Below are 25,005 nucleotides of genomic sequence, written 5' to 3'. Positions count from 1 at the left end.
CTATTGATCGAATGATGTCTGGCCAAATGGCCCAGGGCGACTGAAATGAGCGGTTTCCCTGCCGTGAACGGCACAGGAGCAACGGACGCACTACTGCCATACCATGATGTTATCCGTCGCTGCACCGACAACCTTCGCGATAACGAAGATTCGTGAGCGCCCCAGCCGTGGTTGACACGTGGGCATCTTGGTTGCCCTCACCCTGGGCAGGTCAGAAGTTAGGTAAGCCGGTCAATACATATCAGGAGCAGCGCCCCCGCGTCACCTTGTCAGTGAGCAGGAAAGACACAGGGCGCCAATGAACGTAGATAAGCCTGAACTGACAGGGCACATGCTTTTGGTCCCATCGGCTCGGCCCATGATGGTGGCTGAAAGAGCGCTGAGGACATCTGATGTGTGGCAGATAGAAGGTGGCTTGCCGGTCTACCGGGAACGACAGCCCGGGATAACTATCAGCTATCACGACGAGGGCCTTGACCTGTTTGATGAACTGATGAGGCAGTTCAGCAAGCTCGGTCCACGGACGGCTGACGTCTGGACGCTTCTTCGGGCCGAGATTCACAGGGGCAAGAATGCAGATGGTTACCAGGCGGTTTCGCTCGACGCGCGGACGGTGGCCAGAGACCTGGGGTACAAGCTCCACCCGCACGGCGGGGTCAGGACGAGTGACCTCCTCGAAATCGAGAGTGCGTTGAAACACATCGAACGCGTCCGCATCGAGATTTCACCCGTGGAGCGAAGTCTCAAACGCGTCGGGAAAAACGGGCGAAAGACATCTGGATTGCAGCGGGTGTACTCCCAGCGGCTGATCGCTGTGATGGGCAAACGGGAACAGCGCACACTGCGAGGTGTGACCTGTCACGTGATCTGGGACATAGCGCTCGGTGCGTGGGTAGATTATTTCCACAGATCCTACGCACCCATGCCATCGGTGTTGACTGCGCTGAGCGCCAGGGGATCAAACCTGTGGGCCAAACAGATCGGCAAAGAACTGGCCTACTGGTACCGCATTGATCATCATGGCCCTCAGCGCAGAACAGAAAAGCGCATCAGGGTTGGGCAGCTTCTGACCTGGGCCTGTCTATTGCCCACAGTGGCACATATGCGGTCTTCGGGGAATCGCAGGCGACCACGCGAGTATTTCGAGGCAGCATTGGATAAATTAGAGGGTCTGGGCATCCTCGATCACTGGCATTACGCGGAGCGCGACGCCGCGAAGATGCGAACCGGAGCCGGGGTGTCAGGAGCCGTGGATCAGTGGCTGGCCTCCATCGTTGTTATTCAAGCCCCCCCGGCCTGGATCGGTGGCCTGCCACTCCAGCGGAACAAATCTCCCCCAGGCGACTGACTTGCTCCCCACACCCAACTGACTCGCCTCCCACAATCGACTGACTCGCTCATTTTTCGCGGACGCCTCTGGGACAGTGAAAAATCGACTTCGCTGATCCAAAGAAGTGTAACGAGCTAAAGCCGCTGCCCACCCTACGGGATGGGCGGACGGCGAACTACGTCCGCAGGATGAGAAGGGGTGGCTACCGCCCACACGGCAGCAAGGATGACGATATGAACGCATCTACACCTGACACGACGTTATTGAACGCTGCCCTGGCTTACTTGGCAAGGGACTGGAGCATCCTGCCTGTCCAGGCCAATGGGGCAAGGGCCAAACAGCCGCACCCTATTTTGGTAGCAACAGGACACACCCGGACAGTTAAACAACGCAAGGCCCCCTCCTGGGCCGCCCTGCAACGCACCCGGCCCACCGTCTCAGACGTGGAGACCTGGTTTGGAGAGCCTGCCGGAAAGGGCATTGCCGTCATCACTGGTGCATTGAGCGGTGTCGTGGTTCTCGATCTCGATGGCGAGGCTGGAGAGCTTCTGCGTAAGCGTATGGGGTGGAATCCACATGTGAGAACGGGAAGCGGTGGGTACCACCTCTACCTCCGACACCCGGGTTCGCCGGTACGAACGGTCAGCGCAAAAGTTGCTGGAGTGTTGGGACAGGAGTGGCCTGGTCTGGACATTCGGGGCGATGGTGGGTATGCCATTTTACCCCCAAGCCACAATGCCGCTGGGACCTATGAGCAACTCCGCTCATTCGATGATCTTGAGAATATGGAAATCCTGCCCTCTGAGCTGAGGCAGCTTCTGAACGCACAGGAGGCAAGTCCCAGTACAAGGCCGCCTGTAGGCGCGAAACAGCCTGTTCAATCTGACGAGCTTCCCGTAACGCAGTCAGCATCGCCTGAACGCTTGGTGACGCGAGCCTTGGCCCAAACTTCCACTGGGCGCAACAAGGCGGGTTTTTGGCTGGCGACGCAATTGAGAGACAATGGCTACACGCTCTCAGAGGCATTGCCCCATATGCACACCTTCGCTGACCGGGTACCAGCGACAAATGCCAAGAATCAAATTGAACCATACACCCGGAAGGAGGCCGAACAGTCGCTCCACAGCGCCTTTACCGTCTCCAAACGCTACGCCTGGCGGAAAAAGAATGGCTCCTGAAGCGTCCCGACGCCCCGTCACAGTGCCGGATTCCGCCCCAGAACTTTCGGCACATGGCGCAGTGTACGTCGTTCCTCCAGCACTGTTTCAGCGTCTAGGATCACCAACGGGCAGCTCATTCATTCCAACCAGCCAACTGAACGCCGACTCCCGCACGCGCCTGCGCCAAGACCAGCGCAGTCTCTACGTCGTACACCCGGATGCTGAACTCACCCGGTCCCTGAATCGTTCTGGTCTGGAGTGGTACGCGCTCACCCCTGAACTTAGCGACATCTCCTCCCCTGCCGAGATTGCGCAGGGGCTGGAGAGCGCAGCAGAAACAGCTGTGAATCGTCACCTCAGCAGTGAGTCACAGTATCTCCGGGGCGACTTTACCCACCTTATAGACCGGCGGGCAGAGCAGGAGAATGGTTTTCTGTACTCGGCGACTTTTCCAGAGCTGGACCGGGCCTTGGGGGGTGGTTTCTACCCCGGCCTGCATCTGCTGGGCGGAGGCACATCTGGCGGCAAAACGGCCATGGCCCTTCACATCGCCCTGCTCAACGCCGAGGCAGGAAAACCAGTTCTATACATCACCTTCGAGCAGTCCAAAGCGGAACTCTGGTCACGTATCATTGCTCCCCTCATCCAAGTTCCGCTCTCGGCATTCCGAACAGGGCAGTTCAAGAACCAGGCCTTGCGCCCCTTGCTTGAAGGTCATCCAGCCTTCGATCACCTTCATACCTCCACGGCCTACCAACTCCAGATTCACGAAGGGAACGGCGCACGGTCATCCCAGCAATGGGGAATTGACCGTATCATTGCTGAGGTGCGGCGGCAACACAGCCTTTCTGGTCAGTCGCCGCTGGTGATTCTCGATTACCTGCAACGCATGCCTTCAGACATCGACGCCGAGAAGCGGCACAAGATTGACGACATCGTGATGTCATTGCAGGTGCGTCTCGGGCGTGAAGAGCAGACGCCGATCCTGCTCCTGTCCAGCGTCAGCCGTGGTCATTACGGGGAACTCCTGACCCGCAGCCTGGATGACCGGCTGGCCGTCTGGAAAGAATCCGGGGGCATCGAATACACCGCAAATACGGCGCTGCTGCTGTATCCGCTCAATCCCGAGCATGCCCTGGCCCTAGGCCATGAGCTGCCTTCAGAGACGGCGACTCTGGAATATAGGTGGCGCTATCTGGTGTTGGACTTGGTGAAAAACCGGGAGGGGGAGGCGGGCATGCAGTACCTCGTGAAATGGCACCCTGGCTCGGGCAGATATGCGTTGATTGAGCAAATCGATGTGGGACGTGTGAGCATGAAGCAGTAAGTCCGATGCGGGCGGCCTGAGCGAAGTCAAGACCTGTTCCCCACGCGCGTGGGGAATAGGAAAGAGTTCATCAACGGTCCGTGTCTTGCGAAGGCGGGTCAGGACTGAGCCTCAGAGGACGAACAGCTCCGCGTGATTCGATGCTGGATACCACGCCAGACGACAGCTGTGGAGAGTGTTGGGGACTGAGAACCACAACTGTGGGGTCAGCGTCTTCAGGTTGGATCTCGACCATCTTCAGGGCCTGATGTTCTGGCCCTCGGCAGTGTTCTAGTGGGCATTGGCGAAGCTCCACCCTCGTTTTGAGGCGCAGTCAGCCCTCTTCTAGAGCGTAGAACTCATTCAGTTTGGCTTCAAGAAGGGCTTTGTCCGGCAGTTCCGTTAAATAGCGGGCCACGAGCGCGGGGCTGGCGCTACGAGCCAGGGCATATTCCACGACTTGTGTATCAGCGCTGTGGCACAGCAGCACACCAATGCTGGGATTCTCGTGAGCGAGCCGGTGGTCCCGGTCCAGCGACTCCAGGTAAAAATCCAGTTGCCCCATCATGGACGGCGCAAAGGCCGTGATCTTCAGCTCAAACGCCACCAGCGCTTGCAGGCGGCGGTGATACATCAGCAGGTCAATGAAGAAATCCTGCTGACCCACTTGCAGGCGGTATTCCTCCCCCATGAAAGCAAAATCCGGGCCAAGCTCCAGCAGAAAATCTTTCAAATGGGCCACAAGACCGCGTTGCAGGTCCTGTTCGCTGTGTGTCCGGGGCAGCTTCAGGAAATCCAGCAGATAGGTGTCTTTGAAAATCTGTGCAGCGGTAGGCTGCTGGGCCTGCAACATGGGCGAGAGCTGCGCCGGATTCAGCAGGGCGCGTTCGTACAGGCCGCCATCAATCTGCCGAATTAGTTCCCGCTGACTCCAGCGGCCACGGATGGCCGCTTGTAGATAAAATTCCCTTTCCTGATCGGTATTCGCGCGTCCCATAATGGCGAGGTTATTCGTCCAGTTCAATTCTCGCAGCAGTGCTGCGAGTTTTGGATTCTGGCGGTAGGTTTCGTAAAACTGCCGCATCCGCCACAGATTGGACGCCGAGAAACCTCTGGCCTCTGGGTTCTGCGCGGTCAGCCAGTCCGCCAGTTCCTTGACCGTGCCGCGTCCCCAGCCGTCTGTCTGGATCTTCTGCTGCAGGTATTCGCCAACTTGCCAGTACAGCTCGATCAGCTCGCGGTTGACGCTGTGCAACGCGCGGGCCTGGGCCTGCTGAATCAGGATCAGGACCGGGGCGAAATCAGCCGGGGCGGGCGTAGCCGATTGTTCCCCTCTCCCACTGGACCGGGTCACCCCAGAACCCCGGTCTCTTCAAGTGCCGCCTCGTCCTCGCCCAGCTCCAGCAGGCTCTCATACAGGTCTCCCAGGCCCTCACTCCTGGCGCTGCACCAGTCGAGGTTGTCCATGCCGTTCACGAGGGTGGTGGGGTTGGTGATCATCCTGTTGGCGTTGGCATAAATCCCCTGAACCACCCCGCGTGTATCAGTGCCAAGATGCAGCATCGCCTTGTCAAAATCCAGCTGCTGCAGCCCGTACCTGACCCTCAGGTCACGCCAGCGGTACCCTAGGGGCAACTCGCTGCCAGTTTCCTCGCCCATTTTAAAGAACGGCAGGTAGGTCAGCCCTGTCACGTACTGGTGATAGGCCACGTCGTCGCACATCCCATCACACAGCCCCCACAGCTTGGCGACGCCGTCACGGGTGGTTTGCAGTTGCGTCATCGCTCCCTATTGTGGCGGATGGGCCAGAAATTAGCTGCATCAGGTCTGGTGCGGCGGCTGTGCCGTGCCTGCACTGCCGGAGCTAAAGCCAGTCGAAAGCCGAGATAATGCCCACCACATACCCTTCTGCATTAACCACAAGTTGAGGTTCGGCGGAAATCACCTGATCCTGGAGCTTCGTATCAATTTCAATGACATTCACCGGTCCAGGGCTGAGTTTGCCCTGGGCTATCAGGTCACGCAGGGGGGTGAGGTGTGGCTCACTGTCTTTTTTGGCGTAGGTGCGCCACAGGCGGGCCACCTCCCGGTCCGAGAGCAGCCCGAATTTCTCGCCCCACTTCACGGGCAGAAAGGAAAAAGAGTGGCTCAGCATCAGCTCTCGCACCTTCGCCAATGACATGAACGGTTCAGCGAAGACCACCCCTTCGGTCATGATGTCCTCCACCGTCATCAGACGCGCCATCAAACAATCCTCCAGCACGGAGCCAACAGCGACGGCCTTGGTTACGGCGTTACGGGCGTACGCCCCAGTATGCGACTTGTCGTTGCGAGCGCCAATAAGCCGGCGCAGGTTGGCGCTGAATTGATCCTGCCGGGCATCCTTCACCCAGAACGTCAGGGCGTCCTGGTAGCCGCCCAGCCCCGTCCGCTTCTCCCCCAGAATGCGCAGCCCGATTTCCTCAAGCGCGAAGCAGATGGAGATGAAGTCCTCGGCGTCATCGAGCGCCGCATAGCGCGCCTGGCGCAGCAAGCGAAGGAAATACCGCAACTCCTCAAGGGTCAGCTCGTGCAGGTCTTTCATGACCTCGAGGGTACACATACCAGCTCTCGCCCTGTCCAGGCTTACCCCGCCTGGAGCGCACCGATGACCAACCGCCCCTGCCAGACTCACTCGGGCAGGGGTACTTCCGACGCCAGGTCCCGCAGCAACTCGTCAAGCGGCTGCCCCAGGCCCTGGGCAATCTTCAGGAGCGTCGAGAACCGGAGGTCTGCCCGACCGAGTTCGATCTTGCTCATATGAACCCGGCTGACACCGATGGCGTCTGCGAAGGATTCCTGATTGGCGATTTCCCCCACCCGTCTCAGTCTGCGAATCCTGCGTCCCAGAGCGGAGCGCAACAACAACTCCTCAGCCGTTGGCGTGTGGGTCGTGTAATTTCGCTTGGACATAACGCCAAGCGTTCCGCACTTCCAATTCAGAAGCGACAATCTAGAAATTGGCATTTTAGATTTAGGCCATTTATAATTTGCATATACGGACGCCTTGACTGTGCGACGTACGGCTTATCCAGGAGGTCAACATCCCACGCCTTTTCCTTGCGTCACCGCCTCTCAAAATGCTGAGACTGCTGCTTCCTGCTGCCCTCGCAATGACGGCCTGTCAAAACAGTCGCAGCGTGGACACCGCTGAGCTGAGCAAGGTAGCCCAGTACTACGTTGATCAGGGTGGCCTGGCCCTCAACGCCCGGAGCGGCGAACCCTACGAGCGTCCATGTCTGCGCGGTGTGAACCTGAAGAATACCGTTCTGGGCGGCCTATTCGGTGGTTCGGTGGCTGCCGTGGATTTCATTGAGCGTCAAAAACTGGCAGAGGTCACCCGGACGTCAGACGGCGCTGGCCGCACCCGGATCAGCATGGTTCCCACCCAGGCTGAGCAGGACAACTGGATTGTTGACGGTGACCGGGGGGTGTACTGCTTCGGCAAGTTCACTATCGTCAAGGCGGAACCCGTTCCAGACGCTGAACCCGTCACTGCAGGCAGCAGCGAGCCTTATCTGATCGCCGGAACCAGGGCGCGCTCCGTCCGCATCACCTTCAAGCTCGACGGTGTGTCCAGCGCCGCAGCAAAAGCCCTGAGGGCAACGCCCAATGTCTTGAGACCCGGTTCCATGCTGCCCGCCAATTACGGCGTGGAAAAGACAGTCGTAGCCCTGCTGCCCGAAAAAATCGACAACTTTCAGGTCTATCCATGAGATTCCTATGAACAACCTTCCAGCTGTCCTCGCCCTCGGGCTATTCCTAGCCGCCTGCGCCCCCACCCTGAACAGCACCGCACCCGTCCAGATCACCACCAGCGTCAGCTACGCCACGCAGCCGCCCAAGGCAGGCGAAGACAACTCCGTGCTGGCCGCGATTGTAGCGATTGCGCCCACAGCGCCCCACGAGCCTACGCGTCAGCCCTGGCGGGCCGAGGACATTGAGCGTAACAGCGTGGTCCTGCGCTCCAATCCCAACACTGTTGCCAACACTACGTTCTCGCTTGCCAACTATCCGCAGGAGATGAGCTGGAATGTGATCAGCGCCGGGGGCATCACCACGGTCACAGCCACCCATAGCAGCGCTTACGCCGCAGCAGTCAGCGACATTTTCGCCAAGCTAGACGCGAAATTCATCCGGATGAAGTAAAAGTGCGACGGCATGGAGCGAGGGGCTGCCTCCATCGCCCCCTCGACACACACTGCATCAAGACGCCCAGATCTCTGCATTAAAGCGCCGGAGGGCTGCCTTTACGTCTCTTCCGAACGGTTTGTCGAGACAGGCGGCGCCGCCGTAGTCCCGCTTGAGCAGCAGGTCCGGTTCATCCAGCGCAGCTTCGTCCACCAGTCCGATGGCCTGGGTCTGCTGTGCCAGCACCCTGAGCCAGCTTTCCTGGGGCGGAGTCCACGGTGCCGACGCCAGCAAGCGGCTCAGGTCGCGCTCAACGCGGTCATCGAGGGCGCGTAAGTCCCCACCAAGTGCGGCCTGCCGGATGTAACCCCATCAACCCGGCGGCCATCTCCTTGTTGGCCAACTCATTTCAGGCCCTGTCCAATTGCACGGGCGTGAATCCCGTCCACACAATTCCAGCTCAAGCACACGCAACTCCTGCGCTCAGGCCGCCGCTCGCGGTTTCTCAAAATCCCGCGCCTCAGTGTGGGTCAGCTGCCGTGGGCGACGCTGACAATTTGGCCCAGATCTGATCGTGTGGATCAGCCGATCGGTGTGCATCAGGGATTTTGGTCTGCGCCCCCGCAGCGTCTACTTCAAAGGCATGCGCGAGGCGCCCCTGAGGGCCTGCGTCGGTGACGTCCAGTATCAGATTGCGCCGCCGAGGGATTTCGAGTCAAGCTTCATGCGGCTGCTCGCCGATTACGCCCGCTACACCGGGGAGGGGGGACAAGACGGCCTACGGTCTGGTCCACATCGAAACCTGGGGCTGGACGGTTCCGGACGGCGGCCAGTGACGTGTGACTGATCAACGGACCAGGCGTGTGAACTCTACATCGCCCGGTTTCTTTTGGAAGCTTCTTGGCAACGCTCAGTCCAGGATATTGACCAGTTTGTCGCAGGTTGGCGCGGCTTAAGGAGCTGGTCAGCCGCACAGGACTGGCCTTCTCCCGCAATCAAGAGGAGCAGTCACGCATGCCCCAAATTGGTCAATCCCTTGGCCGCCGCACCACCACCCGCACGTTTTACTGTGCTTCCTCGCCAGCCCCAACATCCGGGACGTATTCCAGGACGTCAGTGAGCTGAATGTCCTCGCCTGTCAGCCGCCGGAGGCCGTCGAGAACGGCGGTCAGGGTGGGCAGATCGACGCGGGTTGGCTCATGGTCCTCACGGGCGAGCCTGTAAATGGTCGTTGGACGAGGGGCTTCCATGGCCTTGGCAAGTGCGTAGGCGCTCAGCCCTCGCTCGCGCAGGAAAGTGGCTAAACGCCATCTGGTGGCCGACATAAAACGCATTCTGCCGTATTTGCAAGGCTGCATTAACGTGATACTCCCGCTTGGTGAGGCTGCGGGATATGGTAGTATTGAAGCTGAAGGGGGAGTTCTCAGGCTCTGGCCCCTTCAGGACCCAATTCATTGGAGAGGTGGATCAATGACAGAGTACCCCGCAGACGTTTCTCCCGGCCCGCAGGAGGGCCAGGCTACCTACATTCCACGAGCAACACAGCGCTTTCTGGGCTGGCCCGCACTGGAACGTGATCTGGTTTCAGCGCCTGCCCCGACACACGTCCGGCTTGAGGACACCGCCAGCCGGGTCATTCTGGGCATGCTCGACAGTCCCGGCCATCACCGCAGCGGCGCACTCTTCGGCACGCGCCTGGGCACGAGTGCCCATATCGCCGACGCGTCTCATGCCGGCTACCCGCAGTTCCGGCAGGGCCTGCCCTGCCAGCTCCTGGCCGTTGACCCCCAGTACCTGCTGGGCTGGAGCGACTGCCTGAGCATCTACGGCACAAACGATGTGGACTGGCTGGGGCACTGGATGATTCGCCCGGACAACCTGATCGGCGACGCACTGGAGCACTATGGGTGGCTGCGTCGGGCTCACCGGCTGGGACTGGTCGACCGGCAGCATTTCTTCATGTTCGTGGGCCAGAACGCCGATCAGTTGGTGTATGCGGCCTACGTGTACGTGAACGACGAGGCCACCGCACTGCCAGTGTTGCTGACCTGACGCCTCCTTACGTCCCGTCCTGATCTGGTTTTTCCCCAGACCAGGCAAACTCCTCTATTCCCTGTTGCCGAGGTTGCCATGTCACACGAATATTCCAACAGTGAGAGCATCCAGCAGATCATGACCCAGCTCAGCGCCGACCCGCCCGCCCTGCTGCTGCCGGAATTCCAGCGCGACTTCGCCTGGGACCTCGAATCGAGCTACACGCTGTTCGATTCCATCGTACAGGGCCTCTACATCGGTTCCCTGAAATACGGCAAACCGGACTTTGAGATGGCGCTGCGCCGCGTGGACGTTCGCCCCCGCCGGGGCGAAGGCAGCCGGGCCAAGGTCGAGCGGCTCCTGTACGACGAAAAGCGAATGAAGGCAGCCAGTCAGATTTCTGGCCTGCGCATCATCCTGGACGGTCAGCAGCGCCTGACCAGCATCTACCGCGCCCTCAAGGGACACGACAAGGTGTATTTCACGGTGCGCAGTGACGTGACCGCTGAGGGCATGCGTCAGCTCAGTCTCGAACAGCTCCTGCACCCCGAACTCGGGATTCAGGGCGAGGACCTGCGCAACCAGGTCTGCGTGCCCCTGGACTACGCTTACCTCTACACGCAGGGCGTGCCATTTGATGACGAGGTCCAGGAGTATTTCCGCCGGGAAACAGCCTATGGCCGCGCCCTCGTCAAGGAGGGGGATGTGGACGCCGAGAGGGCCGCGTTCAAGATCTTCCGTCAGGTGCTGCCCAAGCTCAAGACCCTCTACGAGGAGCCCCGCCTGATGTCCTATTACCTGCTCGACATGGGACTGGACAAGTTCGTTATTTTCTTCGAGCGGTACAACAAGCTTGGCCTCAAGCTCAATTTCACCGATGTCCTGGCGGCCAAACTGTACGGCCACTTCAACCTGCGTCAGGCCTTTGAAGACCTGCTGGACCGTCATCCGGGTATCCCCATCAAACGCGAGTTGCTGGTGCGCGCTGTGGCTGTGTTTACCGAGCGGCTGCCGCGCGTCGAGCGCACCCACATCCTGCGTGAACTCACAGCCAACGATTTCAAGAAACACTGGCCGGACGTGGCCCGGCTGTACATCCGTACCCTGGATTATTTGCACGAACAGCGCTACATGGTCAGTCCCCGCTGGCTGCCGTCCGAGACCATGATGCTGCCGTTGATGATGTTCTTCTTCGAGCTGGATAAGCGCCGCAACAGCAGCATGACCCAGCAGCAGCAGATGTTCGTGCGCTGGTGGTACTGGTCCACCACCTTCGCGGAACACTACTCTGCTGCCAGCAATGAAAAGATCCTGACAGACACCCGGCTGATGCAACGGGTGGCGCGGGGTGAGCAGATTGACCACTCGTATTTTCTGCGCATGCGGCCCAATCTCAGCGATCCAGAACAGTTGTTCACCTACGGTTCGGCCAGCAGCGTGATCTACAAGGGCGTGCTCAACCTCGTGCATTTTGCCGCCGAGGGCTTGCGCGACTGGACCAGCGACAACCTGCTCTCGGTGAGCACTCTCGGAAGCCTGGAATTGCAGGACCACCATGTGTTTCCGCAGGCCTTCTTGCGCCGTACCATGGCCAAGCAGGACCGCCCTGAGGAGGTGGAGGCCGTGCGTGACAGCGTGGTCAACCGCGTGCTGATGCCGAAAGGCACGAACCTGCGGGCCAGTGACAAGGCCCCGTACCGGTATCTCAATGACCTCCTTCAGGTCAATCCCCAGCTCCGCCACAGCATGAGCAGCCACCTGGTTGCGCCTGAACTTCTCGACAACGAGCAGATGAGTTCTCAGGTTTACCTGACCCTTTACCGCCGTGCCGAACAGATCCTGAAGCTGATCCGCCGGGAAACCCTGGAGGCCGAACCTGTCGTCCGCAGTCTGTACGCTCCGGAACGTCCAGCAGCTGGAGACTGAGCAAGCTGACCGCTCAGACACCTGATCAGCCACTGCGCTCTTCAAGAAAGTTGGAGGGCGCAGGGGCTTGTCGTGCGGCCAGTTTGTAGTTTGGCAAGGACAGAGTCTTCGTGACTTTGCGGTTTACCGGGAGTGAATCCTGCCGTTTTCCTGCGCGTTTTGCCTGGTCTGAGAGGTGGGTGCCGTTGAGAATCCGGTGGCTCCGGCAGGTCGGCCCAGCGGCCTGGCCTCCTCAATCGTCCAGGTCGAAAGCGGCCTCGGATTTCTGCTCCTCGTACAGGTGGGTGTACACGTTCAGGGTGAATGCCACACTCGCGTGGCCCAGCCGCTGGGCGATAGTTTTGATCGGCAGGCCACGCTGAAACATCAGTGAGGCGGCGGTGTGGCGCAGGTCATGCATCCGAATACGCGGGAGACCCGAAGCGGTTACCAGGTCAATGAACACGGTATAGAAGTTGCGCGGATGGGTGGGCGTACCAATAGTAGAGGCGAAGACAAAATCGCTCTCGGTCCATCCCTCAGCGGCGTTGGCTTTCTCCTGATGTTGCTGGCGCTGGTGGGCGCGCAGTTTGTCCATGGTCTTGGGAGACAGGGGAATCGTCCGGCGTGATCCCCTGGTCTTGGGACTCTGGAGAATAACTCCGATTTTGGAAACGGTCTGCTTTCCCTGATAGATGCGCCCTTCGGATTCTCCGCGCACCTCGACGAGGTTGTGCCGGACCTTGAGCTGTGAGGTCTGCCAGTTGATGTCCCGCCACTGCAAGCCCAGAATTTCGCCCCGGCGCAGGCCCGTGGTGAGGGCCAGGTAGAACGCCGCGTGCAGGCGGTGGTCTTGAGTGGACGCTGTGAACGCATTGGCTTCCTGAAGGGTCCAGCACTTCATCTCCTGCTGCTGGACCCGCGGTGGCCGGACGCCCGCCGCCACGTTGCGGTTGACGAGTTCGAGCCGCTCCGCCTGACGCAGCGCCATCTTGAGCACCCGCAGCGCGTACTCACGGCGGCGCGGCGACTTGCCCTCGCGTTGGAGGGTGGTCAACCAGTTGGAGACATCGAGCGCCCGGAGTTTTTCCAGTTCGATGTGACCGAGGTAAGGCGCGATCACCAGCCGCGTGGTGTCCCGGTAGCTGCGCACGGTATTGGGTTTGATGCCCTCCTGCTCCTTGAGCTGGTGGTGGTGTTCAAGCAGCTTGCTCAGGGTCCACTTCTGCCCCGGCACCAGTGTGCCAGCAAAGCGCTGCGCCTTGAGGCGCTCCATCTTCGTCACCACCTGCTGTTTGGTCTTGCCACTGACCCAACGGCGATCCGCGTGACCGTCCTTTCCGTAACCGACAATGACTGCGCCGAGGTAGCCGACCACCACTCCATTCTTCTTGCGCGCCGTGATGGTGCCCTCGCCATTCGCCCGTTTGCCCATGCATTGTTTCCTCTGTGACGGGGCAACCCAGACGGTCACCTGCAGTATGTTTTTTCTCAGCGTTACAGTCCGGCCACTGGCTCAGGACAGCCCATCCGTTTCCTGGGCGGATGGCGTGAGCTGCCGAAGATAGGTCAGTAACTCAGTGAGCCTGCTGCTCAATTCCGGGCCACTGTCCAGCGAAATCTGCTGGACCGCCGTCAGCATTTCGTTGAGCTTGCCGTGCAGACCTGCCTGTGACTGCTCAATGGCATCCAAGCGGCGTTCAATCTGCTTGACCGATTCCGGTGGTACAGGCTCTGTATAGCTCCCCACGATTTTCTGGACGGCCACGCGAAATGTTTTTGCTTCACCTGCCTCCTTAAGGTCATTGGCCTCCCGTATATGTTTGATTGTCAGGTCATCAAGGTAAGGTGAGGTATTTCTGGAGCGCCCCGACTCGTCCAGATAGATGGTCAGGCGCTTGGACATCGTACTGGGATCCCAACCCAGTTCACGGCCTAATTCAGAAGCAAGCATGGTTAAAAGATAACGACTGTCCACAAGCGATTGATAGGAAGTGTATAAGAATTCGTCTGACTTCATCCGACTTGATACGGCTGCTTCACATAAAGCCTCCTACAAAACCCTAAACTGTTTAAATATCCAGCCGTCAGCTCCGGTACAGCAAGAAGCCGACCAGATCAGCTAGAAACATAGTTTTTCAGCAAAAGTGAATCAAAGGCTTCTACTCTGGATTCATGCAACGACTTCACCCGAACCGGCGCAAGGCGCAGTTGCGGCGGACCCTGGCCGATGACCTGGTCCTGACGACTGTCCAGTTGGAGCGCCGTGGTCTGCTGAGGGCAGCGGATGGGCTGGCCCTGCCGAGGGTGACGTACACCTGCCGGACCCGGGTCAATGACGCGGGGAGTGACCTGGAACTGACCTTTATTGGAAAGGATACTGCCTCCCTGCGTGCTGCGCCGCGAGAGCTGATGCACCTGGCCGGACTAGCCGAAGCGCGCAGTCGGCTGACCCTGACCCCGGGAGAGCAGTGGCGGCACGTGTCGCTTTCAGGCCGCACACGGGAACAGCACCCTGACGCCGAGATCGTCCAGACCCTTGACCTGACCCACGCCTCGGACGCGGCGGTGGAGTTCGATGCGGGATACGACCTCAAACGCGTCGAGCGCAAGCTGTGCGCCTTCGCGGAACACGGGTACTCCCGGCTGCTCTGGGCGACGACCATTCACAGTCGCGTGCGCGCCGTCATAAACCTGGCGCAGCGGCTTCAGGCTGGTGGGAAGCTGCCACATGTGACGCGCGTGGAGACGTACTACGTCAATTTCTGGCGGACGCGCAACCCTTATGACGGGCGTCCCCGCTGCCACAAGCCGTTCACCCTGCATCAGTCGTACGGGGCAGCGGCAGGATCAGCAGGCAGATCCTCAGGTTGATCTGGCGCGGGCTCACGAGACGATTCCGAATGGCCTGCTCCATGTTCAGTCGATGCTTGTTGTTGACGCTCCGCACCAGAGGCAACAGGGGGGCTGCATCGGGAACAGCCAGCAACAGGGGTGAATGCCAAACGTCGAGATGGCTTTTGTGAACCCGCAGCAGGCGGCGGACACGGGCCGCCGACAGTCCCCCGTGGGCCACGGTGGCGTACAACGATGGGCAACCGAGCTTCTCGGGACGGTACCCGGCGTTGCCGGTGGGGTGACGCAGTGGGCGGTAATGGATCAGCAACTCGCGCATCTGTTGTTCAGGGATCTGCATGGTGGTGCAAATAATCTGATCGGTATGCTTGATGCCCGTGCTGGCGGCCCGTCCGACCCGGCCTGCGCGTTTGTAGGTGTAGTGGTCCCACTGGTAGCCCAATCGCTCGAGGTGTTGTACAGCGTCCATGAGATAGGCTCGGTCTGCCAGGCTACTCGCCCCCGACACATAGGGGATGTAGATGTTGCTGGACGCCTTGCGGTTAAGTTCGGCGGCGCGCAGGCGGCCCTGATCGGTAAGTCCAATCACCGGGCCGTAGAGAGTGAGCACTTCACGCAGCAGGCCCCGCTCAATCAGGTCCTGCCACAGTGGTTTGGGACCGTATGTGTGGATGAGCCGCCGGGTGGTGAGCGCGCCGTGCTTGGCCACCGCCCACGCCACCTCACTGGCGAGTTGCGGTGCGGTGCGGCCTGGCTTTGGTAACGGGCGGGGCACCGGGCCGGGGTCAGGCAGAATCATTGTCATCCTGACGCCGATGTGCCCATGTGCAGGGGGCAAATGCCTGCGCGGCAATTCGCAGATCGCCTGCGCAGTTAAAACCTGGATCGTCTGGCAGCGCCTGAGTGACACCCACGTCGTTCGGCCGTGTGTCTTTACACATTCGTGTCCTCCCTGGTGGCGTCGTCTCCAACCCACCCCTCAAGCAGCTCTCTGACCACGCTGGCAATTTCACGCTCTTCTTGCAGGGCCTTGAGCCTCGCCGCCTTACGCAGAGAGACCGGAATTGAAACGTTGAGCTGCACCATCGTCTGTCTGGGGTTGGGCCTGACCGATGGTGTGGCTGCCTGGCTCTGCTCAGGGACCGCACTGAGCGAGGGACGGCTGCTCACCGCTGCCACTCCGCCCACACAGCCTGATCGTCGCCCAGTGGTGTGGGCAGCACACTAAAGGCCGCCTTGTAGATTTCCCGTTCTCGCACGCACTGGCTCAGGACTCGCCGCCCTATCAGGGCCTGCTGCGCTTCGCGGGCCAGCGGTCGCCGTGAGTTGTGGCGAGTCCCGAGGATTGCGATCTCCAGTTCGGGCTGCTGGAGTTGCAGTTCGGAGAGCGGCTCAAGCGTGGGGCGCAACTGGTTCACGTCCAGACCGTTCGGGGCCACCGGGACAACGGCGAGATCAACCAGCGTCCCGGCCCGCGTCAGCAGATCCCTGGAGTTAGGCAGGGGCGGGGTTTCCATAATCACCTGATCCCCTTCTTCCGTACCATTTGAACCTGCTGGGTGAGCCAGTCGAACTGGCAAGGCTGTACGGCTCATGGCAGCGACACATGCCGTGCCCAGTGGTAGGCACTGCGTCCGCTCCCCAGGTCAACCACGGTGATGCGCCCCCCCTGGGCGGAGGCGACGTCGCCCAGATACAGCGCCGGGGTGGTTTTGCCCACACTTCCCTTGAGAGATAGCACTGCCATGCATTTCATACTTTAGATCCTACTCAGCTATTTAGATAAGCAGAGAAATAAGTATGTATATGTGTTGAAGAACATTTATGTATCGACTTTCCTACTTAACTTGGTTGCAAGTTGATTTTCTGTGTCTGTCAAGTCGTGCCCTGTAAGGTGAGGTTGAATGATTTTCAACGCCGTTTAGAGCACTTGACAGAAAAGAAGCTCTACCCTGAGCAAATTTTTGCTGGTCTCCGAACTGCTCCAGGAGTGGCCCAGGCTTCGCTCTACACTGCAACTATTCTGTCATTTGCTGTAGAGGTCATCCGGAAATTAGGCGCAGCAGGATGATGATGCATGCCAGCAGCACCATCCCCAGGAAGTTCTGCGCTTTGACCTCGTCACGGGTCCGGACACGACGGTGGGCTGGCCCCAAAAGTTGGACAGTTTCGAGTAGAGACTCGGCTCAGGTCAAAGGTACAACATTGGCTTCCCCTGCTCGCCCAGGGGACGGACTGACGGCCACATTTGCGGTGTTGTCTCCGCAAAGGGGGGTGGCAGGCCGCCCCCTGGCCTGCTCAGCACACTCGTCCGGGGTCCGGTAGCCGAGTGATGAGTGGGGTCTGCGGGCGTTGTAGAACGCCCGCCAATCGTCCAGGAGCACCTGGGCGTGTTTGGCGGAATAGAAGACCTCCTGATTGAGACATTCTGCGCGCAGCCGGGAGTGGAAGCTCTCAGCAAAGCCGTTCTGCCACGGTTTTCCCGGTTCGATAAACCGTGTGCCGATGTCCTGTACCGCGAGCCAGATCCCGAGGTCACGGGCGATAAATTCAGAACCGTTGTCGCTGCGAAGAAAGGTTGGCGCCCCACGCCCGTCAATCACGTCCTGGAGCACGTCCTTCACCTCCAAGGAAGTGAAGGACGTCCCCACCTGCAAGGCCAGGGACTGCCGGGTGAATTCGTCCGTCAAGGTCAGGATTTTCAGGGTGTTGCCTTCTAGGGTCTGGTCAAAGATGAAATCGTAGGTCCAGACGTGATTCGCGTATTCGGCCTGCATGGGAATCGCTGCTCCAGTGCGAATCTTCCGGGACACTTTGGGTTTGATGGCGAGGCCTTCCTCGCGCCAGAGGCGTCGAACTCGCTTTTTGTTGATGGTGACCCCTGCTCGAACGAGCAGGGCATGGATGAAGCGGTATCCCCGCCGGGGATACCGCCGGGCCAGGTCACGGATCTGTTGTCGGAGTTCACTGTCCTGGCGCGGTTGTGGACGGTAATGCCAGGAGGATTTGGCCAGGCCCACCAGAACACAAGCCCGTTCGGGCTTGAGGTGCGCCGCGACCAGCTGCCTGACCACGGCGCGTTTCTGAGTGGGCGTTACCGCTTTTTTCCGATGACGTCCTTCATCGCGTCGATCTCCAGGCGCTGCTGACCGACGATGCGCAGCAGACGGGCGTTTTCCTTCTCCAGTCGACGAAGCCTGCGGGCTTCGTCAGCGTTGGTGTCGCCGTATTTCTTCTTCCAAGCGTAGTAGGACGCGGTACTGCACCCGAAGTCGCGGCACAGGTCCTCAACAGGCTTCTCGCCCTTTTTGCCGTCCTGGAGGAGTTTGATGATCTGGTCTTCGGTGAACTGACGGGTTTTCATGACTGGGCCTCGCTTTCCAGCTTAGGGCTGGGACCGAGTCTTCGTCTCTACTCAATGACCGTCCAGTTTTCGGGGGGCAGACCAACGGAAGCTCTGGAGCCATGCGATGGTCCGCTCCACCTTCCAGCGCCGCTTATAGCGGCGCAACGGCCTCCCGTCCTGGGTCTTTCGCCGATTCCGACGATTGGGTGCGATCATCGAAATTCCAAACGTCGCCAGTTCGGCGTCCAAGCCATCGCTGTCATACGCTTTATCGCCGATCAAGCGCTTTGGAAAATCCATCCCAAAGGAACCATCGAGCGTGTCGTGGACCAGCTTCACTTCGGCGGGACGGGCGCTGCAGGTATGAACTGCGAGTGGCACACCATTCGCGTCCACCATGATCATGATCTTGGTGCCCTTCCCCTTCTTGGTGGGACCGACATCTGCGCCCCCTTTTTGGCGGCACTGAACGTGCCGTCGATAAACGCTTCTCGGAGATCGAGGAGCTGCAGCTCCTCAATCATCTCGTACAGCGCGGCCAGGATGGCGGGAAACACACCCTGTTCGGTCCACTCCTGAAAGCGGGCATGACCTGTGGTCTTGGAAGGGTATTCACCTTTGGGAAGGGCATTCCACTGGGCCCCGGTCCGCAAGATCCAGAGGCTGCCGTCCAGAACCTCACGGTCTGGACAGCGAGGCCGTCCACGTTTGGTGCGCTTGACGGGTTGGGGGAGAAGGGGCGCCAGGACGGCCCACTGATTGTCGTTCAGCCGCATCGCCAGAGTGTGCCGCTCCCTGGGGCGGCACACTGTTATCGAATTTCCGGATGACCTCTATGGTCTGGTGAGCTCGTGGACAAGGGAGGCCAACACAACGCGAATTCGTAAGCCAGAGAGCATTTTCGCCTGAGCAGTGCGAACCTATACGGCGACCAGGTGAAAGCAGGCGGTCTCGATGCGTTTCCGGAGTTGGGGTGGCAGGTCTCCCGCCACCCCATTGTCGCCTATGATCTCGGGACCACTGAATTCCAGCCGCCGGCGATTGAGTTCAAACCCGACCGTGACGTCATGAGGATTGGCTGGCCGCAGAGCGTACTGGACGATCCCTCTCGCACGGGCCCAAGCATGCAGCTTGTCCCCAGAGCAATCGCCCTGGGTCCCATAGCCCCAACGCGCACCTGCAAACGCACAGCTGCGGGTCCGTTTGGGACAGCAAACGGGAGCGGCATCAAATCGACGGTGACCTCAGTCAAACGTTCAGCGGTCATGGCAAGCGTTTCGATGTCCCGCCTGAGTGTAGCTTCCCGCACGGTCTGCCCACTGACCTGAGCCATCCTGGTAAGCGCGACACACAGCAACCCGAAGAGCCTGGAGATCGGCTCGGTTGCTGTCGCTGTATAACCGGGAACGTCTGCACTCGAGTCTGGGTTGCATCCCCCCCACCGAGTTCGCCGCCCACTCTCATGCAGCCTAGAAGTGCTTGCCCACTGGTCTAAGTGATGGGTTCACTCCAAGGCGAGAGGACCGTCCGCTATGGGCACGAGGGCGTAATTTTGATTCGTCACACAACGGTTCACCAGCCAACAGCCCGAAAGACAGCAGGTGAGCTCAGCAACCGGGGGACGGTACGGGCCTCCCGACGGAAGCCCCTCCAATTTGAAGGAGGCGACGGACCTTATTTCAAACTGGGGACAGTCAACTGAGTCCACGGCATCTCACCAGTTTCATTGGGCAGGCTGCTGCGTGCGCCTGTACCCGTCTCCAGTCCGTTGTTGCACTGTTGTTGCAGTTCCAGTCATCGCAGAAAGACACAAAAGAAAATCCCCCGTACAGAACGGGGGATGTAGTGGTGGATCGTGTAGGAATCGAACCTACAACCCGCTGATTAAGAGTCAGCTGCTCTGCCAATTGAGCTAACGATCCAGAGCAGAGCGAAGTATAGCAGGTCTTCAATGTCTGTCAAGCCGCGCCCGCACGCCTGCCGCCAGATACAGGCTGCCGGTGACCAGCAGCGTGCCGCCCGGCGGGGTGAGGGCCAGGGCGCGGGCCAGCGCCTCGGCGGGATCGGGGCAGGCGTCGCCGCCGTACCGGGCCGCCAGAGCCTGCGGCGGCGTCGCCAGATCGCCCGGCGCCGTGAACACCCGCACCGGCGTCAGCGCCAGCAGCGGCTTCAACGTGGCGTCGGTGTCCTTGCGGGCCAGGTTGCCGAACAGCAGCACGTCGGCACGGGGCACCGCCAGGGCCAGCGCGCGGGTGGCGTGCGGGTTGTGGGCGCCGTCCAGCAGCACGGTCTTGCCATCCACCGGGAGGCGTTCCAGGCGGGCGGGGTGGCGGGCGTTCAGGGCCGCCCTTATTCCCTCGCCGTGCCCCAGACTCCGCAGGGTGGCCGCCGCCAGGGCCGCGTTGGCGTGCTGGTGCGGTCCCTCCAGACGGGGCGGGTGGGGCAGGGCGAACAGTTCGGGATGGGTGGCCGGGGTCAGCAGCGGCGCTCCCCGCTCCAGGGCCACCGTCCGCACCACGTCCAGTGACTCTCCCGTGGCGGTGGTCAGCAGCGGCACGCCGGGCCGGGCCGCCCCCGCCTTGTCGCGGGCGATGTCGGCCACCGTCGCCCCCAGCACCCCGGTGTGGTCGAGGTCCACGTTGGTCAGGGCCACAGTGGCCACTTGCGACAGCGCCTGGGTGGCGTCGCTGACCCCCCCCACGCCCGCCTCCATCACCGCCACCTCAACCCCGTCCTGCGCGAACACCTGACACGCCAGCGCCAGCGTCAGATCGAAAAAGGCCGCGTCCGGCGCGTGCACCCTGGCCCACCCGATAAAAGCCCGCGTGCGCGCCGGATCGAGGTTGACCCCGTCCACCCGGATGCGTTCCTCGTAGGCGTGCAGATGCGGGCTGGTGAAGCGGCCGGTCCGCACGCCGGCGGCGATCAGGCCCGCTTCCAGCATGGCGCAGGTGCTGCCCTTGCCGTTGGTGCCGATCACACGGACCGAGCGGAAATGGGTGTCGGGTACGCCCAGCGCGTCCAGCAGCGCCCGCGCCCCCGCCGGCCCGCGCGCCCGGCCGGCGCGGGTGCGCGAGTACAGCCAGTCGTAGTCGGGCGCCGTCACAGGCCAGAGGCTAGCGCGTCCGGGTAGCATGCGGGGCGTGAGTGAAACACCGTCCGAAGGTCAGACCCCGCCCCCACGCGTGGGCGTGGTGATGGGCAGCCGCAGCGATTTCCCGACGATGGAGGCAGGGCTGGAGGTGCTGGCTGCCCTGGAGGTGCCCTACGAGGTGCGGGTGCTGTCGGCCCACCGCACGCCGGAACTGCTGGCCAGTTACGCGGCCCGCGCCGAGCGGCTGGACTTGGCGTGCATCATCGCCGGGGCGGGCGGCGCGGCGCACCTGCCGGGCATGCTGGCGGCCTTCACGCGGGTGCCGGTGCTGGGGGTGCCGGTGCAGTCGCGCGCCCTGAGCGGCCAGGACAGCCTGCTGAGCATCGTCCAGATGCCCGGCGGCATTCCGGTGGCCACCTTTGCCATCGGGCCAGCCGGGGCAAAGAACGCCGCGCTGTTCGCCGCTGCCATGCTCGCGGTGGGCGACGGGGCGGTCCGGCAGCGGCTGAACGCCTACCGCCAGCGGCAGACCCAGGCGGTGCTGGACGACCCGTTCTTCGAGGGCCATCCCCAGGCGGGTGCGGAATGACCCCTGTCCCGCCGCACCTGGGCATTCTCGGCGGCGGTCAACTGGCGCAGATGCTCTCACTGGCCGCCCTGCCGCTGGGCGCGCGCGTCACCGTGCTGGAGCCGGACGCCCAGGCCCCCGCGCGGCTGTGCGCCGCCCACCTTCACGCGCCGTACACCGACCGGGCGGGTCTGGAGGCCCTGGCCGCCTGCGACGCGGTGACGCTGGAATTCGAGAACGTGCCGGGCGAGGCCCTGAGCGCGCTGGAGGGCCGCGTGCCGGTGCGGCCGGGCCGCGCGCTGCTGGAACGCAGCAAGCACCGTGCCCGCGAGAAACAGGCGCTCCAGGCGGCGGGCGCACGAACGGCTCCCTTCGTCGCCATCGAGACCGGGGCCGATCTGGACGGCGCGCTGGGGCAGGTGGGCGGGCGGGGCCTTCTCAAGACCTCGGAACTGGGCTACGACGGTAAGGGGCAGGCGCGCGTGTCGGACGAGGACGGGCTGCGGGCCGCGTGGCAGCAGATGGGGCGGGTGCCGTGCGTGCTGGAAGGGCTGATCGACTTTGAGCGCGAGGTCAGTCTGGCGGTGGCGCGTGGCCCTGGCGGCCGCGTGGCGTTCGGGCCGCTGATCGAGAATGTCCACCGGGACGGCATCCTCAGAACCAGTGTCTGCCTGGAGGGTGACCCGCACGAGGCGCAGGCCCGCGAGATCGCCGGGCGGGTGACGGCGGCCTGGGACCTGGAAGGGCTGATGACGCTGGAATTTTTTCAGCTCGCGGACGGCGAACTGCTGGTCAACGAGGTGGCCCCGCGCGTCCACAACAGCGGTCACCTGACCCAGGACGGCGGCGGCGTCAGCCAGTTCGAGGCCCAGGTGCGCGCCGTGCTGGGCCTGCCGCTGGCCGACTGGCGGCCCCTGCTGCCCTGCGCGATGGTCAACATTATCGGGGTGAAGGACCAGGAAGCCGACTGGGCAGGCATCGACGCGCTAGCGGGCACGCACCTGCACCTGTACCACAAGGGCTGGCGCGCGGGGCGCAAGCTGGGGCACGTCAACCTCGTCGCGCCGGACGCGGCGACGCTACGCGAGCGGCTGGCCCGGTTGGAACGGCTGATTCCATGACCGCCCCCCATGTCCCCAGCGAACTGCGCACGCCCCGGCTGCTGCTGCGGGCGCCCCGCCCAGAGGATGCGGCGGCCGTCCACGCTGCGGTTCAGGCCTCGCTGCCCGAACTGCGGCCCTGGATGGTGTGGGCGCAGGAACCGGATGATCTGCCGGCGACCACCCAGAACCTGCAGGCCGCCGCCGAACGCTACGCCGCCCGCGAGGAACTGCGGCTGCTGGTCTGGACTGCGGACGGCCGAGAACTGATCGGCAGCAGCGGCTTTCACGCCCTGGACTGGCGCGTGCCGAAGGGCGAGATCGGGTACTGGATTTCAAGCGCCCACATCGGCCACGGCCACGCGCAGGAGGTGGCCGGCGCGCTGACCACCTTCGGCCTGGACACCCTGGGCCTGCGCCGCATCGAGATCCGCTGCGACAGCGCCAACGAGCGCAGCGCCCGCATTCCCCGTGCGCTGGGCTACACCCTGGACGCCACGCTGCGCCACAACGCGGTGGCGGTCGACGATCCGGCCCGGCTGCGCGACACCCTGGTGTTCAGCGTCGTGCGCTGAGAGGCTGTGTCCCCCAGCGCGCGGGGGCCGCTCATCCGGCGCCGGCCACCTCCTCGGCCCGGATGTTCTGGTTGACGCTGAAGACGTTGTGCGGATCGTAACGGGCCTTGATCCGCTGAAGCCGCGCATAGTTGCCCCGGTAGGCGGCCTGCACCCGCTCCTGACCCTCGTCCATCATCATGTTCACGTAGGCGCCGCCCATCGAGTAGGGGTGCAGCGCCTCCCAGTAGTCCACACACCAGTTCCTGATGCGCTGCGCGTTGGCCGGATCGGGATCAACGCCCACGATCACCTCGCCCCAGGTGGCGTCGCGGTAGCTCCAGGCGGTCTCCTCCTGACCCACCCGCCCCGCGGCGCCGCCCAGGGGATACAGGTGCATGGTGCACTGCATGGTGGGCATGGCCGCCGCATGCTGAATGTGGGCGGCGATGGCGTCGTCGCTCAGCTCTTTGACGAAGTCCGCGCGCCAGTACCACTGGTGGCCCGGCGGATATAACCCATCGAAGGCGCCCTGAAGACCCGGGAACGGCATCTTGTGAATGCCGTACAGCGCGGGCGAGGCGAACTCGCGGATCGGCGCAAAGACCTCCTCGGCCCGGTCCTGCGGCCCGGTGTAGCACCACACCACGCCGCACATCTTCTGCAAGTGCAGGCTTTCAGGAAAGGGCGGCGCGGGCGGCACCGTCAGAAAGGCAAAGAAACCGGACAGCTCTTCCGGGGCGTGGCGGATGAACGCCTGATACCAGCGCATCACCTCCGGGGCCTGGTCCAGCGTCCACAGCGTCGGCCCGCCCACAACGGTGCGGACAGGCTGACCCCGGAACAGGAACGAGGTGACGACGCCAAAATTCCCGCCGCCGCCCCGGATGGCCCAGAACAGGTCGGAATGATCCTCCTCGCTGGCGGTCACGAGTTCGCCGCTGGCCAGCACCACATCCGCCTCCAGCAGGTTGTCGATGGTCAGGCCGTACTTGCGGGTCAGGTGGCCCAGTCCGCCGCCCAGCGTCAGCCCGCCCACCCCGGTGGTCGAGATGATGCCCGACGGCACGGCCAGCCCGAACGCGTGGGTGGCGTGATCCACCTGTCCCCACGTCGCGCCGCCCTCCACGCGCACCGTGCGGGCCTGCGGATCGACCCGCACCCCGTGCATGGGGCCGAGGTCAATGACCAGGCCGCCCTCCACGCTGCCCAGGCCGGCGCCGTTGTGGCCGCCGCCGCGAATGGCGACGCGCAGGTCATGTCCGGCCGCGAACTTCAGGGCGGCCTGCACGTCCGCGACGTCGGTGCAGCGCACGATCAGCGCGGGGTGTTTGTCGATCATGGCGTTGTACACGGCGCGGGCCTGATCGTAATTGGCGCTGTTGGAAGCGATGACCTCGCCGCGCACGGAGGCCCCCAGGAGGCCGAGGTCCGCTGCTGTAAAGCTGTGCTGTAGAACGGTCATACCTTCTCCTGATGGGCTGGGTGGGGCGCGCCGGCGGCCCACAGCCCGTCCCTGTCGGCCGACTCACGGGACGGCGCCGGCACGGAGACCGCCGCGGCAAGGACGGTCACGGGGCGG

General features: G+C 62.2%; 26 protein-coding genes, 1 tRNA gene and 3 pseudogenes. 12 read left to right on the top strand and 18 right to left on the bottom strand.

The window, feature by feature from the left end:
- The first annotated feature begins 358 nt into the window (after window positions 1-358).
- From FHR04_RS08015 to FHR04_RS08005, 3 genes are all read left to right on the top strand, one after another.
- Complete coding sequence (locus FHR04_RS08015) at window positions 359-1,348, top strand: adenylosuccinate synthetase (RefSeq protein ID WP_139402311.1); 990 nt, start codon at window positions 359-361, stop codon at window positions 1,346-1,348.
- 215 nt (window positions 1,349-1,563) lie between these two features.
- Window positions 1,564-2,508: a bifunctional DNA primase/polymerase gene (locus FHR04_RS08010; RefSeq protein WP_170213898.1), complete on the top strand. Its 945-nt coding sequence runs from the start codon at window positions 1,564-1,566 to the stop codon at window positions 2,506-2,508.
- Between the two features lie 61 nt (window positions 2,509-2,569).
- A complete protein-coding gene (locus FHR04_RS08005) occupies window positions 2,570-3,817 on the top strand; it encodes a DnaB-like helicase C-terminal domain-containing protein (protein ID WP_170213897.1) in 1,248 nt (415 codons plus the stop codon).
- Between the two features lie 313 nt (window positions 3,818-4,130).
- On the opposite strand, the gene FHR04_RS08000 is transcribed toward FHR04_RS08005, so the two are convergent.
- From FHR04_RS08000 to FHR04_RS20945, 4 genes are all read right to left on the bottom strand, one after another.
- A complete protein-coding gene (locus tag FHR04_RS08000; protein ID WP_139402305.1) occupies window positions 4,131-5,150 on the bottom strand; it encodes a PDDEXK nuclease domain-containing protein in 1,020 nt (339 codons plus the stop codon).
- Window positions 5,147-5,578 carry a type I restriction-modification system subunit M gene (locus FHR04_RS07995; RefSeq protein WP_139402303.1) on the bottom strand — a complete coding sequence of 144 codons (432 nt, stop codon included), beginning with the start codon at window positions 5,576-5,578 and terminating at the stop codon, window positions 5,147-5,149. The genes FHR04_RS08000 and FHR04_RS07995 overlap by 4 nt, the downstream gene beginning before the upstream one ends.
- An 82-nt stretch (window positions 5,579-5,660) precedes the next feature.
- Window positions 5,661-6,380, bottom strand: a complete 720-nt coding sequence (locus FHR04_RS07990; protein WP_170213896.1) for a CBS domain-containing protein — start codon at window positions 6,378-6,380, stop codon at window positions 5,661-5,663.
- 86 nt (window positions 6,381-6,466) lie between these two features.
- On the bottom strand, window positions 6,467-6,748 hold the full coding sequence (locus tag FHR04_RS20945; RefSeq protein WP_260170164.1) for a helix-turn-helix domain-containing protein: 282 nt from the start codon (window positions 6,746-6,748) through the stop codon (window positions 6,467-6,469).
- A gap of 167 nt (window positions 6,749-6,915) precedes the next feature.
- Here FHR04_RS20945 and FHR04_RS07980 point away from each other — a divergent pair, with 167 nt between their 5' ends.
- Both FHR04_RS07980 and FHR04_RS07975 read left to right on the top strand, forming a co-directional pair.
- Entirely contained in the window at window positions 6,916-7,551 is a 636-nt protein-coding gene (locus FHR04_RS07980; RefSeq protein ID WP_139402297.1) for a hypothetical protein, read from the top strand.
- 7 nt (window positions 7,552-7,558) lie between these two features.
- Window positions 7,559-7,984 carry a hypothetical protein gene (locus FHR04_RS07975; RefSeq protein ID WP_139402295.1) on the top strand — a complete coding sequence of 142 codons (426 nt, stop codon included), beginning with the start codon at window positions 7,559-7,561 and terminating at the stop codon, window positions 7,982-7,984.
- A 57-nt stretch (window positions 7,985-8,041) separates the two neighbouring features.
- Here the strand turns inward: FHR04_RS07975 and FHR04_RS07970 are convergent, their stop codons facing one another.
- Window positions 8,042-8,329: a type I restriction-modification enzyme R subunit C-terminal domain-containing protein gene (locus FHR04_RS07970; protein ID WP_139402293.1), complete on the bottom strand. Its 288-nt coding sequence runs from the start codon at window positions 8,327-8,329 to the stop codon at window positions 8,042-8,044.
- Between the two features lie 701 nt (window positions 8,330-9,030).
- Window positions 9,031-9,291 (bottom strand): helix-turn-helix domain-containing protein, encoded by a 261-nt coding sequence (locus FHR04_RS07965; RefSeq protein ID WP_139402291.1) that lies wholly within the window; start codon window positions 9,289-9,291, stop codon window positions 9,031-9,033.
- A 145-nt stretch (window positions 9,292-9,436) separates the two neighbouring features.
- On the opposite strand from FHR04_RS07965, the gene FHR04_RS07960 reads away from it, so the two are divergent.
- Both FHR04_RS07960 and FHR04_RS07955 read left to right on the top strand, forming a co-directional pair.
- Window positions 9,437-10,018 (top strand): hypothetical protein, encoded by a 582-nt coding sequence (locus FHR04_RS07960; protein ID WP_139402289.1) that lies wholly within the window; start codon window positions 9,437-9,439, stop codon window positions 10,016-10,018.
- A 78-nt stretch (window positions 10,019-10,096) separates the two neighbouring features.
- Window positions 10,097-11,926, top strand: a complete 1,830-nt coding sequence (locus FHR04_RS07955; RefSeq protein WP_139402287.1) for a DUF262 domain-containing protein — start codon at window positions 10,097-10,099, stop codon at window positions 11,924-11,926.
- Between the two features lie 232 nt (window positions 11,927-12,158).
- Here the strand turns inward: FHR04_RS07955 and FHR04_RS07950 are convergent, their stop codons facing one another.
- A complete protein-coding gene (locus tag FHR04_RS07950; protein WP_139402285.1) occupies window positions 12,159-13,340 on the bottom strand; it encodes a tyrosine-type recombinase/integrase in 1,182 nt (393 codons plus the stop codon).
- Between the two features lie 81 nt (window positions 13,341-13,421).
- A complete protein-coding gene (locus FHR04_RS07945) occupies window positions 13,422-13,859 on the bottom strand; it encodes a hypothetical protein (RefSeq protein ID WP_139402283.1) in 438 nt (145 codons plus the stop codon).
- Between the two features lie 221 nt (window positions 13,860-14,080).
- Between FHR04_RS07945 and FHR04_RS07940 the strand changes: the two genes are divergently transcribed.
- Window positions 14,081-14,779, top strand: coding sequence for a hypothetical protein (locus FHR04_RS07940; protein ID WP_139402281.1), 699 nt, complete (start codon window positions 14,081-14,083; stop codon window positions 14,777-14,779).
- Here FHR04_RS07940 and FHR04_RS07935 read toward each other — a convergent pair.
- From FHR04_RS07935 to FHR04_RS07905, 7 genes and pseudogenes are all read right to left on the bottom strand, one after another.
- Window positions 14,721-15,560: a hypothetical protein gene (locus tag FHR04_RS07935; protein ID WP_139402280.1), complete on the bottom strand. Its 840-nt coding sequence runs from the start codon at window positions 15,558-15,560 to the stop codon at window positions 14,721-14,723. The genes FHR04_RS07940 and FHR04_RS07935 overlap by 59 nt on opposite strands.
- A gap of 367 nt (window positions 15,561-15,927) precedes the next feature.
- The gene (locus FHR04_RS07930; protein WP_139402278.1) at window positions 15,928-16,278 is read right to left on the bottom strand and encodes a ParA family protein; all 351 of its coding nucleotides are present in this window, start codon (window positions 16,276-16,278) and stop codon (window positions 15,928-15,930) included.
- Window positions 16,279-16,352: 74 nt separating this feature from the next.
- On the bottom strand, window positions 16,353-16,508 hold the full coding sequence (locus FHR04_RS07925) for a nucleotide-binding protein (protein WP_170213894.1): 156 nt from the start codon (window positions 16,506-16,508) through the stop codon (window positions 16,353-16,355).
- A 295-nt stretch (window positions 16,509-16,803) separates the two neighbouring features.
- Window positions 16,804-16,902 (bottom strand): annotated as a pseudogene (locus FHR04_RS07920) (IS5-like element ISDds9 family transposase); the annotation flags it as partial.
- 45 nt (window positions 16,903-16,947) lie between these two features.
- The gene (locus tag FHR04_RS07915; protein ID WP_139402274.1) at window positions 16,948-17,835 is read right to left on the bottom strand and encodes an IS3 family transposase; all 888 of its coding nucleotides are present in this window, start codon (window positions 17,833-17,835) and stop codon (window positions 16,948-16,950) included.
- A gap of 20 nt (window positions 17,836-17,855) precedes the next feature.
- Window positions 17,856-18,125, bottom strand: a complete 270-nt coding sequence (locus tag FHR04_RS07910) for a transposase (RefSeq protein ID WP_139402272.1) — start codon at window positions 18,123-18,125, stop codon at window positions 17,856-17,858.
- 84 nt (window positions 18,126-18,209) lie between these two features.
- Window positions 18,210-18,883 (bottom strand): annotated as a pseudogene (locus FHR04_RS07905) (IS5 family transposase); the annotation flags it as partial.
- A 577-nt stretch (window positions 18,884-19,460) separates the two neighbouring features.
- On the opposite strand from FHR04_RS07905, the pseudogene FHR04_RS21670 reads away from it, so the two are divergent.
- Window positions 19,461-19,580 (top strand): annotated as a pseudogene (locus FHR04_RS21670) (IS3 family transposase); the annotation flags it as partial.
- A 373-nt stretch (window positions 19,581-19,953) separates the two neighbouring features.
- Here the strand turns inward: FHR04_RS21670 and FHR04_RS07895 are convergent.
- Both FHR04_RS07895 and FHR04_RS07890 read right to left on the bottom strand, forming a co-directional pair.
- Window positions 19,954-20,029 (bottom strand) — tRNA-Lys (locus tag FHR04_RS07895).
- Window positions 20,030-20,055: 26 nt separating this feature from the next.
- Window positions 20,056-21,213, bottom strand: a complete 1,158-nt coding sequence (locus tag FHR04_RS07890) for a glutamate ligase domain-containing protein (RefSeq protein ID WP_249039030.1) — start codon at window positions 21,211-21,213, stop codon at window positions 20,056-20,058.
- A 79-nt stretch (window positions 21,214-21,292) separates the two neighbouring features.
- Here FHR04_RS07890 and purE point away from each other — a divergent pair, with 79 nt between their 5' ends.
- From purE to FHR04_RS07875, 3 genes are read left to right on the top strand one after another with little or no spacing between them, the layout of a single operon-like run.
- On the top strand, window positions 21,293-21,790 hold the full coding sequence (gene purE, locus FHR04_RS07885) for a 5-(carboxyamino)imidazole ribonucleotide mutase (RefSeq protein WP_375782584.1): 498 nt from the start codon (window positions 21,293-21,295) through the stop codon (window positions 21,788-21,790).
- Window positions 21,787-22,890, top strand: coding sequence for a 5-(carboxyamino)imidazole ribonucleotide synthase (purK, locus tag FHR04_RS07880; RefSeq protein ID WP_139402266.1), 1,104 nt, complete (start codon window positions 21,787-21,789; stop codon window positions 22,888-22,890). Before purE ends, purK begins: the two co-directional genes overlap by 4 nt.
- The gene (locus tag FHR04_RS07875; RefSeq protein ID WP_139402265.1) at window positions 22,887-23,444 is read left to right on the top strand and encodes a GNAT family N-acetyltransferase; all 558 of its coding nucleotides are present in this window, start codon (window positions 22,887-22,889) and stop codon (window positions 23,442-23,444) included. Before purK ends, FHR04_RS07875 begins: the two co-directional genes overlap by 4 nt.
- A gap of 31 nt (window positions 23,445-23,475) precedes the next feature.
- Here the strand turns inward: FHR04_RS07875 and FHR04_RS07870 are convergent, their stop codons facing one another.
- Window positions 23,476-24,888 (bottom strand): FAD-binding oxidoreductase, encoded by a 1,413-nt coding sequence (locus tag FHR04_RS07870; RefSeq protein WP_139402263.1) that lies wholly within the window; start codon window positions 24,886-24,888, stop codon window positions 23,476-23,478.
- Between the last annotated feature and the right edge of the window lie 117 nt (window positions 24,889-25,005).

The organism is Deinococcus radiopugnans ATCC 19172 (genome assembly GCF_006335125.1).
Classification (GTDB): domain Bacteria; phylum Deinococcota; class Deinococci; order Deinococcales; family Deinococcaceae; genus Deinococcus; species Deinococcus radiopugnans.
The sequence above is the reverse complement of the archived record's forward strand: the minus strand, read 5'-3'. Positions and strand labels throughout refer to the sequence as shown.